This is a genomic window from Promicromonospora sp. NPDC057138, assembly GCF_042670845.1.
Taxonomy (GTDB): domain Bacteria; phylum Actinomycetota; class Actinomycetes; order Actinomycetales; family Cellulomonadaceae; genus Promicromonospora.
The window spans coordinates 28,020-43,654 of record NZ_JBHUUX010000035.1 but is presented as its reverse complement, the minus strand read 5'-3'; the positions used below and the strand labels follow the sequence as shown (position 1 = coordinate 43,654).

Genomic DNA, 15,635 nt, shown 5'->3' with positions numbered 1-15,635 from the left:
CGCCAACCACTCCATTGCTGCGGACATATGTTCGACTCTAGTCGCTCGCGCTGGACCCCGCACGTCTTCTGCCATCCGCGTAACAACGGCCGGCACCGGGTCAGGGGCGAGCGATCGCGGCCTGGCCCGGCCGCTCCGTCAGGGCGTGAGGATCTCGACCCCGCCGGCCTCCATCGCGGCGGCGATGTCGTCCGGCGGCCGCGTCTCGCAGACGAAGTAGTCGGCGCGGGCGAGCTCCGCGACCTGCGCGAACAGGCGGCGTCCGAGCTTGGTCGAGTCGGCGAGGACGGCGACCTTGCTCGCGTGGTCCATCATGGCCGCCATCATCGCGGCGTCGCCGAGGTTGCTGGTCGAGAACCCCTCGACGGACACGGCGCCCACGGCGATCAGGGCGAGGTCGGCCTGCACTGCGATCTGCTCGCCGTTCCCGACGACCTGGAAGCTGACGGGACCGGTAGTCGTCTGCGTGATCGAGCGCACGGAGCCGCCGAACACGTAGAGGTCGCGGTACGCCTTCGGCGGGACCTCGGCGGGGACGCGGAGGTTGTTCGTGGCGATCGTCAGGTCGCGGTGGCCGCGCAGGTTGCGGGCGACCGCCAGGTTGGTGGTGCCGCCGTTGAGCATCACCACCGACCCGTCCGGGACGAGCTCGACCGCGCGGCGCGCGATCGCCTCCTTCTCCTCGACCTGCATGCGCAGACGGACATCGAGGTCGCTGTCCTTCGGCGCCACGGACGACGCGCTCACCGCGCCGCCGTGCGTGCGGATCAGCTTCCCCTCGGCGTCGAGCTGGTCGAGGTCGCGGCGCACCGTGTCGATCGAGACGTCGAAGCGCTCGGCGAGCTGCGCGACGGTGACCTGGCCGTGCCGGCCGACGTAGTCGGCGAGGGCGGCGCGCCGTCCCGCGGGCAGCTGGCGTGCCGGTTCTCCCGCGTCGTCACTGGTGGTCATGCGGAAATTTCTAGCATAGGACGGCATCCCCGCGCGACTCGGGTCGCAGGAAACGGCAGTCCGAGAACAGGGGATCGGCCGCCTCGGATCCGCAGAATCCCGCCAAATAATGGATCGACGTCGGCTCTTGACCTCCTCGCTCGCTGGGGCTACTGTCTCAAAAGTTGCAGTAACGCGCAAAGAACAGCGCAGAACAGCAGAGATCAGAATGAGGAGTGAGATGAGCAACGAAGCTCAAGTCAGGCGGCGCATCGTCCAGGTCGCCGGTGTCACCGCCGCCACGCTCGGACTGCTCGCCACCGCCGGGTGCGGCGCCGGCGCGAGCGGCGCCGACTCGGGCGGCGACGTCACCATCGAGTTCGCCCAGTGGTGGGAGCCCGAGCTGCCGGACGGCGAGTTCCGGGCCCTGATGGACGAGTTCGAGGAGCAGAACCCCGGCATCAAGGTCGAGCTGATCAGCGGGCCCTACGCCGCCACCAAGGAGCAGCTCTTCGCGGGCGCCGCCTCGGGCACCATGCCCGACGTCGTCGGCCTCGACGGGGCCTGGGTCAGCGACTTCGCGTCGCAGGGCGTCATCACGGACCTGACCGCGCTCATGGACGAGGTGGGCTACGACGACAGCGAGCTGGCCAGCCAGGTCCAGGTCGACGGGTCCACCTACATGGTCCCCGTCGTCAACTTCGTCTACCCCATGTTCACCAACGACACCCTCCTGGCTGACGCCGGCGTCGACGCGCCGCCCACGAACCGCACGGAGTTCGCCGACGCCGCCAAGGCTGTCACCGCCCTCGGCGACGACACGAGCGGCTGGATCCTGCCGCTCTCGCTCGAGGCGCCCAACGGCGTCCAGAACGACGTCATGTCGTGGGCCTGGGCCTCCGGCGGCACGATGCTCGCCGACGGCCAGCCCGACGTGACGAACGACGACGTCAAGTCGGCGGTCGAGTACGTGCAGGGCATGTGGGACGACGGCGTCATCGCCCCCGGCTCCTTCACGATGAAGGAGCAGGACAAGGTCGAGGAGTTCACGAACGGCCGCGTCGGCATGATGATCGACTCGCTCGCGCACATCAACCTCATCCGCGAGACCAACCCCGACCTCAAGTTCTCGATCTCGGCGGTTCCCGCCGAGGACGGCTACGAGGGCGAGCGCGGGATCCCCTACGCCTCCTGGGGCATCGGCGTCGCCGAGAGCTCGGAGCACCCCGAGGAGGCCTTCAAGCTCGTCGAGTTCCTGATGAGCCAGAAGACCAACTCGAAGCTGTCCTCGATCGCCGGCGCCTTCCCGGGCAACACGACCTCGACGCCGGACTTCGTGGCCGACGACGAGCTCTTCGCCAAGGCGTTCGAGATCTACCAGGCGGGCTACCCGGCCAACGAGTTCACGGGCCTGCCGGTCGCCGAGCAGCTCATGCGCCTCTTCGGCGAGCAGCTCCAGGTCCTCCTGGACGGCGGACAGACGGTGGAGGAGATGCTGGACAAGACCGAGGCCGCATGGCAAGCGGAGTTCTAGGTCCCCGGCGATCGAGTGCCGTGCCGCGGTCCAGGCCGCGGCACGGCACCCCAGAGGAGGAGCAGCGAGCAATGCACGATGTGATAGTCGCGCCCGCCCCGCCGGCAGCGACCCCCCAGCCGGCGCGCAAGCGCAGGCAGTTCCGCAAGGTGGCCGAACCGTTCGGCTTCCTGGCACCGACCCTCGTCCTGATGTTCGTGCTGATGGTCGTCCCGGTCGTGCTGGTCGTGGGCTACTCGTTCATGGACAACGTGATCCTGAACAAGAACCCGGAGCTCGTCGGCGTCGACAACTTCGTCACGGTCCTGACCGACGGCGTGTTCCTGACCGCGACCGGCAACACCCTCGTCTTCACGATCAGCAGCGTCCTGGCGCACCTCGTCATCGGACTGTGCTTCGCGATGCTGCTCAACAGCCCCCTCATCGGCACCGTCTCCCGCGCGGTCTTCCGCGCCCTGTACATCCTGCCGTGGCTGTTCACGGCGGCCGTGATCGCGGTGCTGTGGCGCATGCTGCTGGCCCCCAACGGCGTCGTCAACTTCCTGCTGGACACCGACGTCGAGTGGCTCGCCTCGCCGGCCCTCGCGCTCGGCACCGTCACGTTCATCAACATCTGGGCCGGCTACCCGTTCTTCATGGTGAGCCTCCTCGCGGGCCTGCAGGGCGTCCCCGCCGAGCTGCACGAGGCGGCGACGGTGGACGGCGCCAACGGCTGGCAGCGGTTCTGGAGCGTGACGATTCCCCAGCTCCGGCCGATCATCATCAGCCTGACGCTGCTCGATCTCATCTGGACCTCGCAGCAGTTCGCGCTGATCTGGATGACGACGGGCGGCGGACCCGTCAACGTGACCGAGATGCTCAGCACGTACACCTACAAGCTCGCGTTCAGCCGCTACGAGTTCTCGCTCGCCTCCACGAGCGCCGTGCTGGTGCTGATCATGTCGATGGTGCTGGCGTACTTCTACGTGCGCCACCAGAGGGCGAAGGACTGACCATGGCAGAGACCATCGCCACGGCCGAGGCCGTGCGCACCGTACCCCGGCCCAGGTCCGCGCTCGATCGCCGGCGGTCGCGCCAGCGAGTAGGTGTGATCATCGGCCTCGTCCTCGGGGCGATCTTCGCCGCGGCACCCGTGCTGTGGATGCTCGCGAGCTCGTTCAAGTCGAACACCGAGATCTTCGAGCTCCCGCCCCGGCTGATCACCGGCAGCTTCTCGTTCGACGCCTACACCGCGATCTTCAGCGATCCCGAGAAGGTGCGCTTCTTCATCAACAGCTACGTGGTGTCGTTCTCGGTCACCGCACTCACGCTGCTGGTGGCGATCCACGCGGCCTACGCGTTCAGCCGGTTCGACTTCCCCGGCAAGAAGCCGATCAACATGGTGATCGTCAGCGTGCAGGCGGTGCCGCCCATCACGCTGCTGATCCCGTACTTCGGCATCGTCGTCGGGCTCGGCCTCTACAACACCTACCCGGGCCTGATCCTCACGTACATGGTGTTCACGCTGCCGTACGCGATCATCATGCTGACCGGCTACCTCAACACGATCCCCAAAGAGCTCGACGAGGCCGTCCGCGTGGACGGCGCGGGATCGTTGACGGCCCTCTGGCGCGTCCTCGTGCCGGTCTCGGTGCCCGGGATCGTCTCGGTCGGCGTCTACACGTTCATGATCGCGTGGAACGAGTACCTCTTCGCGCTCACGCTGACCCGCACGCAGGACATGCGCACGGTCCCGATCGGCATCCAGCTCCTCATGGGCCAGCACTCGTACGAGTGGAACGAGATCATGGCGATGAGCATCCTCGGGTCGATCCCCGTGCTGGTCCTGTTCCTCTTCTTCCAGCGCTACTTCATCAGCGGCCTCACCTCCGGATCAGTCAAGAGCTGACCGGCTTCCCGACCCATCCCCCACACATCGGAGAAACAGAGAGTGCTCATCAACGGCAAGGCCCTGCTCGATGTCGCCAACGCGAACAGCTTCGCGGTCCCCGCGTTCAACATCAGCGACTGGGCGATGTTCACCGGAATCATGGACGTCAGCGAGGAGCTCCAGGCTCCCGTCATCATCGCGATACATCCCGACGAGGTGAGCCACGTGACGACCGACCTGATCCAGGCCATCCGCTCGCGTGCGCACCGTTCGCCGGTGCCCGTCGTCATCCATTGGGACCATGGCGGCACGTACGAGCAGATGCTCGTGGCGATCCAGGCCGGCTTCACGTCGGTCATGATCGACGCGTCGCTGCTGCCGTTCGAGGAGAACGTGGCGCTCACCAAGAAGGTGGTCGACGCCGCCCACGTCGTGGGCGTCTCGGTCGAGGGCGAGCTCGGCACGATCGGCGCCAACGACAGCTACGGCGAGGCCGGCGCCGCCGAGATCACCTACACCGACCCCGCCGACGCCCTGCGCTTCGTGCGGGAGACCGGAGTCGACAGCCTCGCCGTCGCCATCGGGACGTCGCACGGCCTCTACCCGGCCGAGAAGAGCCCCGAGCTCAAGCTCGACCTGCTGCGCGAGATCAAGGGAATCGTCGGCATCCCGCTGGTGCTGCACGGCGGCTCGTCGAACCCGGACGAGGAGATCGGCCAGTCCGTGAAGCTCGGCGTCAACAAGATCAACATCTCGAGCGACATCAAGGTCGCCTACCACGAGCGCATGCGCGAGGTGCTCGGCACCGACCGCAAGCTGCGCGAGCCCAACGCGATCCAGCCCGAGCCGATCGCCGCCCTGAAGGCCACAGCCGCCCAGAAGATCCACCTCTTCGACGCCGCGGGCAAGGCCGGGCTCTACTGATCCGTACATGAGCGCCTCGATAGTGCTGGGACTCGGCGGGACCGTCGACTACGAGCTCGCCTGGGATGCCCGCGTGCTGGGGTCGCTCGCGTCGCACCACGGGATCGTGGCATCCGAGCTGGATGCCGCGATCCCCGTGGTCGACGAGCGCAGCCTCGTCGTCTCGATCCTCGGCTACCTGCGGGACGGCGTCGGCGGGGAGCGCTTCGTCGCGAGCCCCGAGATCCTCGACGCGTTCGCCGCGCGGTTCGACACCCGGGTGACCCTGGGCGGCACGTGCGTGCGGGCGGCGATCGCCATGCGCTCGCTCGGCGTCGAGTCGCTCGTCCACCTGGTCAGCATCGACGACCACGTGCGCCGGCTGCTGCCCGATGGCGTCTCGTACGTGTCCAGCGCCGACGCGGACTCGACCGACCCGCACCTGATCGTGCAGTACCCGGCGGGCGCGACGATCCGCGTGGGCGACGCCGAGATCGTCACCGAGCACCCGAACCGCCTGATCTACGTCAACGACAAGCCGAACCGCGAGCTCGTGCTGAGCGACGAGCTCGACGCGATAGTGCCGGACGCCCGGGTGTTCCTCGTGTCGGGGTTCAACACGATCCAGGACCCGGCCCTGCTCGAGGACCGCCTGCGGCACATCGAGCGGCTCCTCGGCTCCGTCCCGGCCGGCGGGGTCTCGATCTTCGAGGACGCCGGCTACCACGAGCCGGCGTTCAGCCTCCGTGCTCGCGAGGCGATGGCCCCCGCCGTCGGCGTGTACTCGCTCAACGAGGACGAGCTGTTCGCCTACCTCGGCCGCCGGTTCGATCTCCTGGACGCGGACGCCGTCGAGCGGGCCCTGCACGACATCGCGGCACTGATCCCGGCGCGCTGCCTCGTCGTCCACACGAAGCACTGGGCGCTGGCCCTGGGCGAGCGCGCCCAGGAGTTCGCCGAGGCGGTCCGCGGTGGCATCCTGATGGCGAGCACGCGCTATCTCGTGGGCGACGGCCAGACCGCCGAGGACTACGCCCGCACCGCCGCCATGGATCCGCCCGAGCGAGGGGTCGCCCTCGCGCGCGAGCTCGAGCGCCGGTTCGGCGCCCGGCTCGCCTGCCGGCCCGCCCTCGTCCTGACGACGCCGGAGCCGACCACCATCGGGCTCGGCGACACGTTCGTCGGCGGCTTCATCGCGGCCCTGGCCATGGCCATCACGACGGAGAATCTTCCAATGTAAGAATTTCTGGGTACGATCGTCGTGCGGCGCTGGGGGCGCGGCTGCGACGTGGCAGCCGGGCGGGCGCCGCGTCGCAGCCGTACCGAACGAAGGGGTTCCCATGCCGACGACATCCGTACAGCTCTACTCGGTCCGAGACGCCGTTGCCGAAGACCTGGACGCCGCGGTGGCGCGCCTGGCCGAGATCGGGCTCGAGCACGTCGAGCCGTATGCCTTTCACGAACGCACCGACGAGTACCGGCGCGCGTTCGCGGCCGTGGGCCTGACGGCGCCGTCCGGGCACGCGCCCGTCCTGGCCTCGGACAACCCCGAGGCGATCTTCGACGCCGCCGCCGCGCTGGGGATGACCACCGTGATCGACCCGTTCGTCCCGGCCGAGCACTGGCAGACGGCCGAGCAGGTGGCCGAGCTCGCCGAGCGGGTGAACCAGCTCGCGGCGCTGGCGACCGAGCGGGGCCTCGAGTTCGGGTACCACAACCACAGCTGGGAGCTGAGCACCCGCATCGACGGGCGGCACGCCCTGGAGGTCTTCGTGGGGCACTTGGCGTCCGACGTGGTGCTGGAGATCGACACCTACTGGGCCGGGGTCGGCGGCGCCGACACCCCGGCGCTGCTCGCCGCGCTCGGCGACCGCGTGCGCCTCATCCACGTCAAGGACGGCACGCTGGACGGCGACGTCATCAAGCAGCAGCCGGCCGGCTCGGGCGACGTGGGCGTGCCCGCGATCCTGGCCGCCGCCCCGCAGGCGACCCGCGTGATCGAGTTCGACGCCTACGCGGGAGACGTGTTCGCGGGCATCGCGCAGTCGTTCGCCTGGCTGGCGGAGTACGACCGATGAGCGGTGCCGGGACCCGCGCGGGCGCCGCCGGCGTCGGCATCATCGGCGCGGGCAACATCTCGACCGCGTACCTGGAGAACCTGACCAGGTTCCCCGACGTGGCGGTTCGGTTCGTCGCGGACCTCGACCAGGCGCGCGCCGCCGCCCAGGCCGAGGCGTACGGCGTGCCCGGCTCGGGCAGCGTGGACGAGCTGCTGGCCCGCGACGACATCGAGTTGGTCGTGAACCTCACCGTCCCGGCGGTGCACACCGACGTCGGGCACCGCGTCCTCGCGGCCGGGAAGCACGTGTGGAGCGAGAAGCCGCTCGCCCTCGACCGGGACGCGGCGTCCGCCCTGCTGGCCGACGCCGAGGCGCGCGGCCTGCGGGTCGCGTGCGCCCCCGACACGGTGCTGGGCGCGGGCATCCAGACGGCGCTGCGGGCGATCGCGCGCGGCGACATCGGGGAACCGCTGACCGCGACCACCATGTTCCACGTGCCGGGCCCGGAGTCGTGGCACCCGAGCCCCGACTTCCTGTTCGCGGTCGGCGCCGGACCGCTGTTCGACATGGGGCCCTACTACCTGACCACGCTCGTGCACGTCTTCGGGTCCGCGACGCGGGTCCAGGCCGTGGCCTCGACCTCCAGCCCGACCCGCACCATCGGGAGCGGCCCCCGGGCCGGCGAGGTGTTCGACGTGCTGGTGCCGACGCACCACGCCGCGCTGATCGAGTTCGGGCCCGGGCGCTCGGCGCAGTCGACGTTCTCGTTCCAGCACGCGCTGCCCCGGATGGGGCTCGTGGAGATCAACGGCACCGAGGGCACGATCGTCCTGCCCGACCCGAACACGTTCGACGGCAACTCGGCCCTGTGGCGGTACGGGGCGGACGAGCCGACGACGATCCCCGCCGTCGGACGGGCGCTCGGGCGCGGCGCCGGGGTGGTCGACCTCGTCCGCTCGGTCCGGCACGGCGGCACCGAACGCGCGTCGGGTGCGGTCGCGGCGCACGTGCTGGACATCCTGCTCGCCGTCCGGGACGCGGCGGACGGCGGGAAGCCCGTCGAGATCGACTCCGCCGTCGGGCCGGTGGCGCCGCTGCCGGACGGCTGGGACCCCACCGTCGCGACGACGGGGTAGTGCTACCGGCACCAGCCCGGCGCCGGCCGCCTACGGGCTGTCGGCGCCGGGAAGGAGCCGTTCCAGGAGCTCCAGCGAGCGGCGGACGTCGACGGCGTCGGGGTCGAGCAGCCACTGGAGCTGCAGCCCGTCGGACGCGGCGACGACGAGCGCTGCGGCGTCGTCCGGGTCGACGTCGGCGGCGATCGCGCCAGACCGCTGCCCGGCCCGGATCCGCTCGGCCAGGTCCGCCCGCACCCGCCGGTAGCGGGCGTGGACGAACTCGCGGGTCCCCGGGTGCTGCTGCCCCTGCAGCGCGTCGGTCGTCAGCGTCGCGTACAGCTCCACCAGCCCGGGGATGGAGCGGTTCCGCTCGGCGCTGTCCTCCATCATCGCCACCGCGGAGACCTCGGCGTCCGCGGAACGCTCCTTCTCCTCGTGCACCTGCGCCTCGTGCGTGCGGTAGACCTCCACGAGCAGCTCGTCGCGGTTCGCGAAGTAGTAGCGCAGCGCGGCGTGCGAGACGCCGATCGCCTCGCCGATCGCGCGCAGCGAAGCGCCCACACCGCGTTCGGCGAACAGCTCCAGGGCGCTCAGCAGGATCTGCGCGCGCCGCTCCGGTCCCTTCCGGTAGGACCGCTCGTGGGATCCCGCGTCGCCGTTCGCCATGGGGGCCATCGTACGAACGCCTGTGACGTACGACCCGCGCGCGGACGGAATGCGTCGCGGGCCGCTGGAGTTGCCCAGCGTATGAGCGTATTCGGCATCATCGGAGCAGGAAAGATCGGCAGCCAGGTCGCCCGCGTGGCGATCGCGCAGGGCAACGAGGTGGTGATCGCCAACTCGCGCGGTCCCGAGACCCTCGCGGACCTGGTCGAGGAGCTGGGGCCGAAGGCCCGGGCCGCGACGGCTGAGGAGGCTGCCGCGGCGGCCGACGTCGCCGTCGTGTCGGTACCGTTAAAGGCTTACCGGGACCTCCCGGTCGAGCCCCTGGCGGGGAAGATCGTGCTCGACACGAACAACTACTACTGGGAGCGCGACGGCCGCGTCGAGGCGCTCGACCGTGGCGAGGCGACGGTCTCCGGCCTGCTGCAGGAGCACCTGCCCACCTCGAAGGTCGTCAAGGCGTTCAACCAGATCATGGCCGCGAGCATCACGACCGACGGCACCCCGGCTGGGACGGAGAACCGCCGGGCCCTCGTGACCGCGAGTGACTACCCGGAGGCCGTCGAGCTCGTCACCCGGTTCTACGACGAGGCGGGCTTCGACACCGTCAACGCCGGACCGCTCAGCGAGTCCTGGCGCGCCGAGCGCGACCGGCCCGCCTACGTGTCGCGCCAGAACGCCGAGGAGCTGAAGGCGAACCTGGCGCTGGCGCAGCGCGTGCTCGACTGATCGCTGCCCGGTCACCGAGTTCGGTCCTTTGCCGCAGTGTGTTGCTGACTTCGGTCGGTTGCTCTGAGATCGGTCAATTAAACGACCGATCTCAGAGCAACCGGCCGAAGTCGCAAGGCCCTCCGTGCAACCGACCGAACTCGGCAGGCCGCCGTCGGGCGAATCGCCGGACGGGACTCACGCCCCGAACGCCTGGCGCAGGTCCTGCCGAACCCGGCGCGCCGTTCCGATAATCTCGGCGCATGCCGACGCCCAGCCCGGACGACCCCTGGTCCGCCGTCGCCGACGACTGGGGCCGGTACTGGGGTGCGTTCGCGCGGCCCGTGTGGGAGCCGCTGCTGCGGACCGCCCGGATCGGGCGCGGTACCCGGGTGCTCGACGTCGGTTGCGGCACCGGCGAGCTGCTGGAACACCTCCAGGAGCGCGGCGCCGTGCCGAGCGGCGTCGACCCGGCGCCGCGGATGGCCGAGCTCGCGCGGGCGCGCGCTGTCGGCGCGGACGTGCGGCTCGGCGACGTCGAGCACCTCCCGTTCGACGAAGGCGCGTTCGACGCGCTGCTCGCCGTGAACGCGCTCCAGTTCGCCGAGGACCACGACGCCGCGCTGGCCGAGGCCGCCCGCGTGCTGGTGCCGGGCGGCGTCGTCGGCCTGGCGGGGTGGGCCGAACGCGCGCGGAACGACCTGGACGCGATCAACGCCGCGCTCGCGGCCGCCGACGGCGAGGAGCCGCCCGAGGACGGCCCTCTGCGCGTCGAGGGCGGGCTCGCCGACGCGCTGGGCGGCGCCGGCTGGGACGTGCTCGACGGCGGCGTCGTGCCCGTGGCGTGGACAGCGCGCGGCGACACCGATCTGGTGCGCGGGATCCTCTTCGGCGAGGAGGAATCGACGATCGCGGACCTCGCGCCCGTCGTGGTCGACGCCGCCGCGCCGTTCCGGCGGCCGGACGGCAGCTACCGGCTCATCAACGCCTTCCGCTGGGCTGTGGCGCGCCGTCCGGAGCGCTGATCCCGCGGTCGGCAATCCGTCAGGTCATCGGCAACTCGAACTACCGACGACCTGACGTCTTGCCGACCGCCTGACGTACGACCGGCGAGACGGAGCTGGCGGACCAGCTCACCACGGGCTGGACTGAGGTCACGCAGTAAGCCGCGGGCTGAAGAACGACGTGTACTGAGGGAACGACTAAGGAGTGTGCCGTGAGCTGGTTGGAGGACCGGTCGGTGGCCGTGATCACCGGTGCCGCCGCGGGCGACGCCCTCCGGGGCACCACCGAGGGCTGGGCACCAGCGCAGACCGCTGATCGGCACGGGGGCCGCGTGCGCGGCATCGTGGGGGCCCTGCGCCCCGGTGACATCGGCGAGCGGTGGACCGCTCCGTTGGACGGGCGGATCGCGACGTCGCTGCCGGGCGGCGAGCAGCACATCGCGGACCTCGCGGCGCGCACCGTCGCGCTCGCGGAGCCGGCCGGAGTGAGCGCCGGCCGGGTCGTGGTCGTCGGGTCGGCGAACGTCGACCTGGTCGTCGACGTGCCCCGGCACCCCGCGGGCGGCGAGACGATCCTCGGCGGCGACCTGCGCCGCACGCCGGGCGGCAAGGGCGCCAACCAGGCGGTCGCCGCGGCGCGTGCCGGGGGAGCCGACACCACGTTCGTCGGGGCGCTCGGCCGCGACGAGTCGGGCGGGCTGCTGCTCGCGTCCCTCACCGGGGCGGGCGTGCGGACCGACACCGTCGAACGGGTGGACGTGCCGACCGGCACCGCGCTGATCACCGTCTCGCCCGACGGCGAGAACACGATAGTCGTGGCGCCCGGCGCCAACTCGCACGTGCGCGTCGGCGCGGCGCAGGCGGAGCGGATCGCCGCAGCCGACGTCGTCCTGGCGCAGCTCGAGATCCCGCTCGACACCGTGCTCGCGGCCGCCCGGGCGCGCCGGGAGGGTGCGCTGTTCGTGCTCAACGCGGCGCCGTCGCGTGAGCTGCCCGACGAGCTGTGGGACCAGGTCGACGTGCTCGTGGTCAACGAGCACGAGGCCGCCGACCTGGTCACGGGCCTGGCTCGCGTGCTTACACCGGGAGCGGGCTGGCCCATCCTGGCCGTTGCTGCCGCTGGCACCGTGACGCCCGAGGGGCTCGCCGACGCGCTGCTCGGGCACGTGCCCGCCGTCGTCGTCACTCTCGGCGGCAGGGGGAGCCTCGTGGTCCGGCGCGACGTGCCGGCCGTCCGCGTGCCCGCGGCGCAGGTCACGGTGGTCGACACCACAGGCGCCGGCGACACGTACTGCGGCGTACTCGTGGCGGCACTCGCCCGCGGCACCGGCCTCGCCGACGCCGCCCGCCTGGCCGGGGCTGCCGGTGCGCTCGCCGTCACCCGGCCGGGCGCGCAGGACGCCGTGCCGGCTGCCTCCGCCGTCGCCGCGCTGGCCCGGACGCTACCGGTCGAGAACTCGAGAGAGGCACCATGAGCTCCACGTTCGACCCCCTCGTCCCGCGGCCGATCGACCGGCCGACCGAGGTCGCCGTCGGGCCGCTGACCGCCCAGGTGAGCGTGGCGTCGCGTTGCAGGACGGGACGTTCCTCGACGTCGCGATGGTGGAGCGCGATGGGTGCTGGAGCTCGCGGGCGGGTGAGCTGGTCAGGCCGGGTCCACGGTCCGGCCGACGATCCATGCGTGCTTGCCGACCTGGCGGACGCGGCTGAAGCCGAGCTGCTCGAAGAGCTCGACGGTCGCGCTGTACAGGAATCGTCCGTGTGCCGTGCGGCCGGTCGTCACCTCGGGGATCGCCTCGACGAGGCCGCCGCCAGCCCGGGCGATCTGGTCGAGCGCTCCCTCGAGGCCGACCCGTGCGATGCCCTGGCCGCGGTGCTTGGTATCGACGTAGAAGCACGTGATGCGCCAGTCCGGCACGGGCGGCGCGTCCTTCGCGTACTGGACCCGGTGCTTGATGCGCGTGAGCTCGGCCGGGCTGCCGTACTGGCACCAGCCCTGTGCCTCGCCGTCGTCGTCGAAGACCAGGGCGGCATGGGCTCGGCCCGTTCGTACGCGGTCCTCCTTCGCGGCACGATGGTCCAGCCCGCGCTGACCGCCCTCGGGATGGAAGCCGATGCACCAGCATCCGCCGAAGACGCCGTTGTTGCGTTCCATCAGCTCGGCGAAGGCGTCCCACGTCGAGGCGTCGAGCGGTCGGCTGGTGTACGACATCGGGTTCTCCTCCGCGATCGGTTCTGCGACTCCACCGTAGAACCCGTTCCGGACGATCCACGTCCGGAACTATGGGGGCTTCGCGTCCCGGTTAAAGGCTTGCCGCCTGATGCGAGGGTGGCAGGGTGACTGTTCGGGAAACGCTGGCCGGCTGTCTGCTGATCACGGGCACGCCCGGCGCTGGGAAGACGACGGTGTCGCGACTGGTGGCCGAGCGGCTGCCGCGGGCCGCGCAGGTCGACGGGGACGTGTTCGGGATCATGCTCGTCAGCGGCGGGGCGAACATGCTCGACGAGGACGGGCGCTGGAATCCCGGACCCGACGGGCAGCATCAGCTGCGGCTCCGGATGGTGAACCTGTGCTCGGTGGCGGACAACTTCGCCGAGGCCGGGTTCACGCCGGTCGCGGACTCCGTCGTCGAGACGCGGGATGAGCTGCGCTTCATCGCCGGGCGGTTGCGGGCGCGGCCGCTGATGCTGGTCATGCTGTGCCCGCCCTTGGAGGTCGCGCGGCAGCGGAATGCGACGCGGGCGCCCGAGACCCAGGTGGACTACGACTTCGCTCCCTTGGCGCGGAACCAGCGGCGGGAGCTGGGCGCCGTCGGATGGTGGCTCGACTCCGGGGACCAGACGCCCGAGGAGACCGCCGACCTGATCGTGGCCGAGGCCGCGCGGCGGGCCGTGGTGCCAGAGGAGGCGCTGCGGTTGTAGGCCGACGTCGGCGCGGGGGCCGTGTGCCTGTCGGTTGAACTGGTTGGTTGGTTAGTCGGTCGCATCGCCGGCGCTTGCCGCGGGTTCTGCTCCTGGCAGATGAGGCCGTTCTCGCGGGCGATGCGAACGTGTGTGCGATAGGTTGGTGTCATGACGCGAACCGGTGAGACACCACCCCGAACGGCCGACGGGCCTGCCCCGTCCGTGCCGTTCGACGGCGTGACCACCGACGCGGCCGGTGTTCGGGTGATGCGTGAGCTGCTGGCGGCCATGATCTTGCCGGGTGCTTCTGACACTGCGTCGTCGGTGTCGAGGCAGGTGCAGTCGGAGTGGGTGGATCTGTTGGGTGAGCTGGAGGCGGTGAAGAACACCGTGACCGCGACCCAGGGCCGGCTTGTCGTGGCGTTGGAGGAGGCCACGAAGGCGGACGAGGCCCGGCAGAGTATTCGGGCTGAGCGGCGGGGTCGTGGTGTGCCGAGTCAAGTCGGTTCCGCGATGCAGGCCAGCCCGCATGCGGGGGCGGTGTTCCTGGGCACGGCCCGGGTATGGGTCACCGGGATGCCACACACCTTCGACGCCCTGCGCACCGGGGTGCTCTCGGCGTGGCGGGCGACGCTGATGGTGCGCGAGACGTCGCACCTCTCGGCGGAGGATCGGGCCCGGATCGATGAGGAGATCTGCGGGCCGGCCGGGCGAGCGGCGTTGGTTCGGATGGGGACCAAGCGGTTGGTCGCGCGGGTCAAGGAGCTCGCCGCGCAGTTGGATGTGCATGCGTGTGTGAAGCGGAACGCAAAGGCGGTGTCGGAGCGGTGTGTCTCGGTGCGTCCGGCTCCGGACCTGATGGTGTACCTGACTGCGCTGGTCCCGATGCGGCAGGGCGTGCAGGCCTACGCCCAGCTGAAGGCGCACGCCGACGCCACGAAGGCCGCGGGTGACGAGCGGGGTGCCGGGCAGATCATGGCCGACACCTTGATCGAGCGGGTCACGGGCAGGGACCCCGGCCACGCCGACGATGTCCCGGTGACGATCAACCTGCTGGTCTCGGACCAGACGCTGCTCGCTGGTGGTGACCAGCCCGCTGTCGTGCTCGAGGGCGCCGCTGCCGGTGCAGGGACGGTTCCGGGGCCGTTGGTACGGAACCTGGTCGCGCACGGGCTCGACGCCGACGCCGCGTGGCTCCGTGCGATCTACGTCGACCCGCGTGGTCGCCTGTTGGCGACGACGTCGACGTCCCGGTTCCACCCCCAGGGCCTGGCGCAGCTGTTGCGGGCGAGGGGGCAGGGCATCTGCGGCACGTCGTGGTGCGACGCCCCGATCCGCCACCTCGACCATGTGGTCCCGCACGCTGAGGGTGGTGCGACCAGCCTGGTCAACGGGCAAGGGCTGTGTGTCAGGTGTAATCACGCGAAGCAGGCACCGGGGTGGTCGCAGAAGGTCGCCGAGGTCGATGGCCGGCACGCGGTGGAGACGACCATGCCCACGGGGCACACGTCGGTGTCCGTCGCGCCCACACCACCGGTGCCGGTCACGCCGACCGCGGGCGTCTACGCGTCGACCGGATCCCAGTCATCCGGTCTGGTGCGGGGACCGGACCTGGTCAGTGAACCGGTTCCGGTGAGGGAGCCGGACCCGGTGAGGGACGAGGTCCCAGATGGTGCCGGGCAGCCCGCGCCGGCCTGGACCCCGGCCGTCGGTGTGTCCGGCCCACCGCCCGGACGCATCCCCCGCAGCCGGTACTCGATCGGCTGCCACACCGGCCGTGACCGGGGCGCGATCGCCTACCGGCCACCCCGGAACACCGGCCCCGGACGCCGGCCACCCCGGCACACCCGCCCGGCCGACCTCTCCTGGGCCCATCCACCCGGAGCACATACCCGCTGACCCGGCGACCGCCGCGAGCCGACCCTCGCGGCGGCCATCAGC

14 protein-coding genes and 1 pseudogene are annotated in these 15,635 nt (G+C 71.0%); 12 read left to right on the top strand and 3 right to left on the bottom strand.

Annotated elements, in window-relative coordinates; translation table 11 throughout:
- Positions 1-138: 138 nt before the first annotated feature.
- A complete protein-coding gene (locus ACFT2C_RS18385; protein WP_377208514.1) occupies positions 139-951 on the bottom strand; it encodes a DeoR/GlpR family DNA-binding transcription regulator in 813 nt (270 codons plus the stop codon).
- A 220-nt stretch (positions 952-1,171) separates the two neighbouring features.
- Between ACFT2C_RS18385 and ACFT2C_RS18380 the strand changes: the two genes are divergently transcribed.
- The 7 genes from ACFT2C_RS18380 to ACFT2C_RS18350 all read left to right on the top strand — a co-directional run bounded on the left by ACFT2C_RS18380 (position 1,172) and on the right by ACFT2C_RS18350 (position 8,433).
- A complete protein-coding gene (locus ACFT2C_RS18380) occupies positions 1,172-2,464 on the top strand; it encodes an ABC transporter substrate-binding protein (RefSeq protein WP_377208513.1) in 1,293 nt (430 codons plus the stop codon).
- A gap of 71 nt (positions 2,465-2,535) precedes the next feature.
- Positions 2,536-3,456: a carbohydrate ABC transporter permease gene (locus tag ACFT2C_RS18375; RefSeq protein WP_377208512.1), complete on the top strand. Its 921-nt coding sequence runs from the start codon at positions 2,536-2,538 to the stop codon at positions 3,454-3,456.
- Positions 3,457-3,458: 2 nt separating this feature from the next.
- Entirely contained in the window at positions 3,459-4,352 is an 894-nt protein-coding gene (locus ACFT2C_RS18370; protein WP_377208511.1) for a carbohydrate ABC transporter permease, read from the top strand.
- 42 nt (positions 4,353-4,394) lie between these two features.
- Positions 4,395-5,258, top strand: a complete 864-nt coding sequence (locus tag ACFT2C_RS18365) for a ketose-bisphosphate aldolase (RefSeq protein WP_377208510.1) — start codon at positions 4,395-4,397, stop codon at positions 5,256-5,258.
- Positions 5,259-5,265: 7 nt separating this feature from the next.
- Complete coding sequence (locus tag ACFT2C_RS18360) at positions 5,266-6,477, top strand: ADP-dependent glucokinase/phosphofructokinase (protein WP_377208509.1); 1,212 nt, start codon at positions 5,266-5,268, stop codon at positions 6,475-6,477.
- A gap of 100 nt (positions 6,478-6,577) precedes the next feature.
- Positions 6,578-7,315, top strand: coding sequence for a sugar phosphate isomerase/epimerase family protein (locus ACFT2C_RS18355; protein ID WP_377208508.1), 738 nt, complete (start codon positions 6,578-6,580; stop codon positions 7,313-7,315).
- On the top strand, positions 7,312-8,433 hold the full coding sequence (locus ACFT2C_RS18350) for a Gfo/Idh/MocA family protein (RefSeq protein ID WP_377208507.1): 1,122 nt from the start codon (positions 7,312-7,314) through the stop codon (positions 8,431-8,433). Before ACFT2C_RS18355 ends, ACFT2C_RS18350 begins: the two co-directional genes overlap by 4 nt.
- Before the next feature lie 30 nt (positions 8,434-8,463).
- On the opposite strand, the gene ACFT2C_RS18345 is transcribed toward ACFT2C_RS18350, so the two are convergent.
- A complete protein-coding gene (locus ACFT2C_RS18345; protein ID WP_377208506.1) occupies positions 8,464-9,081 on the bottom strand; it encodes a TetR/AcrR family transcriptional regulator in 618 nt (205 codons plus the stop codon).
- 63 nt (positions 9,082-9,144) lie between these two features.
- Between ACFT2C_RS18345 and ACFT2C_RS18340 the strand changes: the two are divergent.
- The 3 genes and pseudogenes from ACFT2C_RS18340 to ACFT2C_RS18330 all read left to right on the top strand — a co-directional run.
- Positions 9,145-9,807, top strand: a pseudogene (locus ACFT2C_RS18340) (NADPH-dependent F420 reductase); the annotation flags it as partial.
- A 242-nt stretch (positions 9,808-10,049) separates the two neighbouring features.
- Positions 10,050-10,811: a class I SAM-dependent methyltransferase gene (locus ACFT2C_RS18335; RefSeq protein WP_377208505.1), complete on the top strand. Its 762-nt coding sequence runs from the start codon at positions 10,050-10,052 to the stop codon at positions 10,809-10,811.
- Between the two features lie 191 nt (positions 10,812-11,002).
- Positions 11,003-12,265, top strand: coding sequence for a ribokinase (locus ACFT2C_RS18330; RefSeq protein WP_377208504.1), 1,263 nt, complete (start codon positions 11,003-11,005; stop codon positions 12,263-12,265).
- A gap of 170 nt (positions 12,266-12,435) precedes the next feature.
- On the opposite strand, the gene ACFT2C_RS18325 is transcribed toward ACFT2C_RS18330, so the two are convergent.
- The gene (locus tag ACFT2C_RS18325; protein WP_377208503.1) at positions 12,436-13,002 is read right to left on the bottom strand and encodes a GNAT family N-acetyltransferase; all 567 of its coding nucleotides are present in this window, start codon (positions 13,000-13,002) and stop codon (positions 12,436-12,438) included.
- A 125-nt stretch (positions 13,003-13,127) separates the two neighbouring features.
- Between ACFT2C_RS18325 and ACFT2C_RS18320 the strand changes: the two genes are divergently transcribed.
- On the top strand, positions 13,128-13,712 hold the full coding sequence (locus tag ACFT2C_RS18320; RefSeq protein WP_377208502.1) for an AAA family ATPase: 585 nt from the start codon (positions 13,128-13,130) through the stop codon (positions 13,710-13,712).
- Positions 13,713-13,982: 270 nt separating this feature from the next.
- Positions 13,983-15,593, top strand: a complete 1,611-nt coding sequence (locus ACFT2C_RS18315) for an HNH endonuclease (protein WP_377208524.1) — start codon at positions 13,983-13,985, stop codon at positions 15,591-15,593.
- The last annotated feature ends 42 nt before the right edge of the window (positions 15,594-15,635 follow it).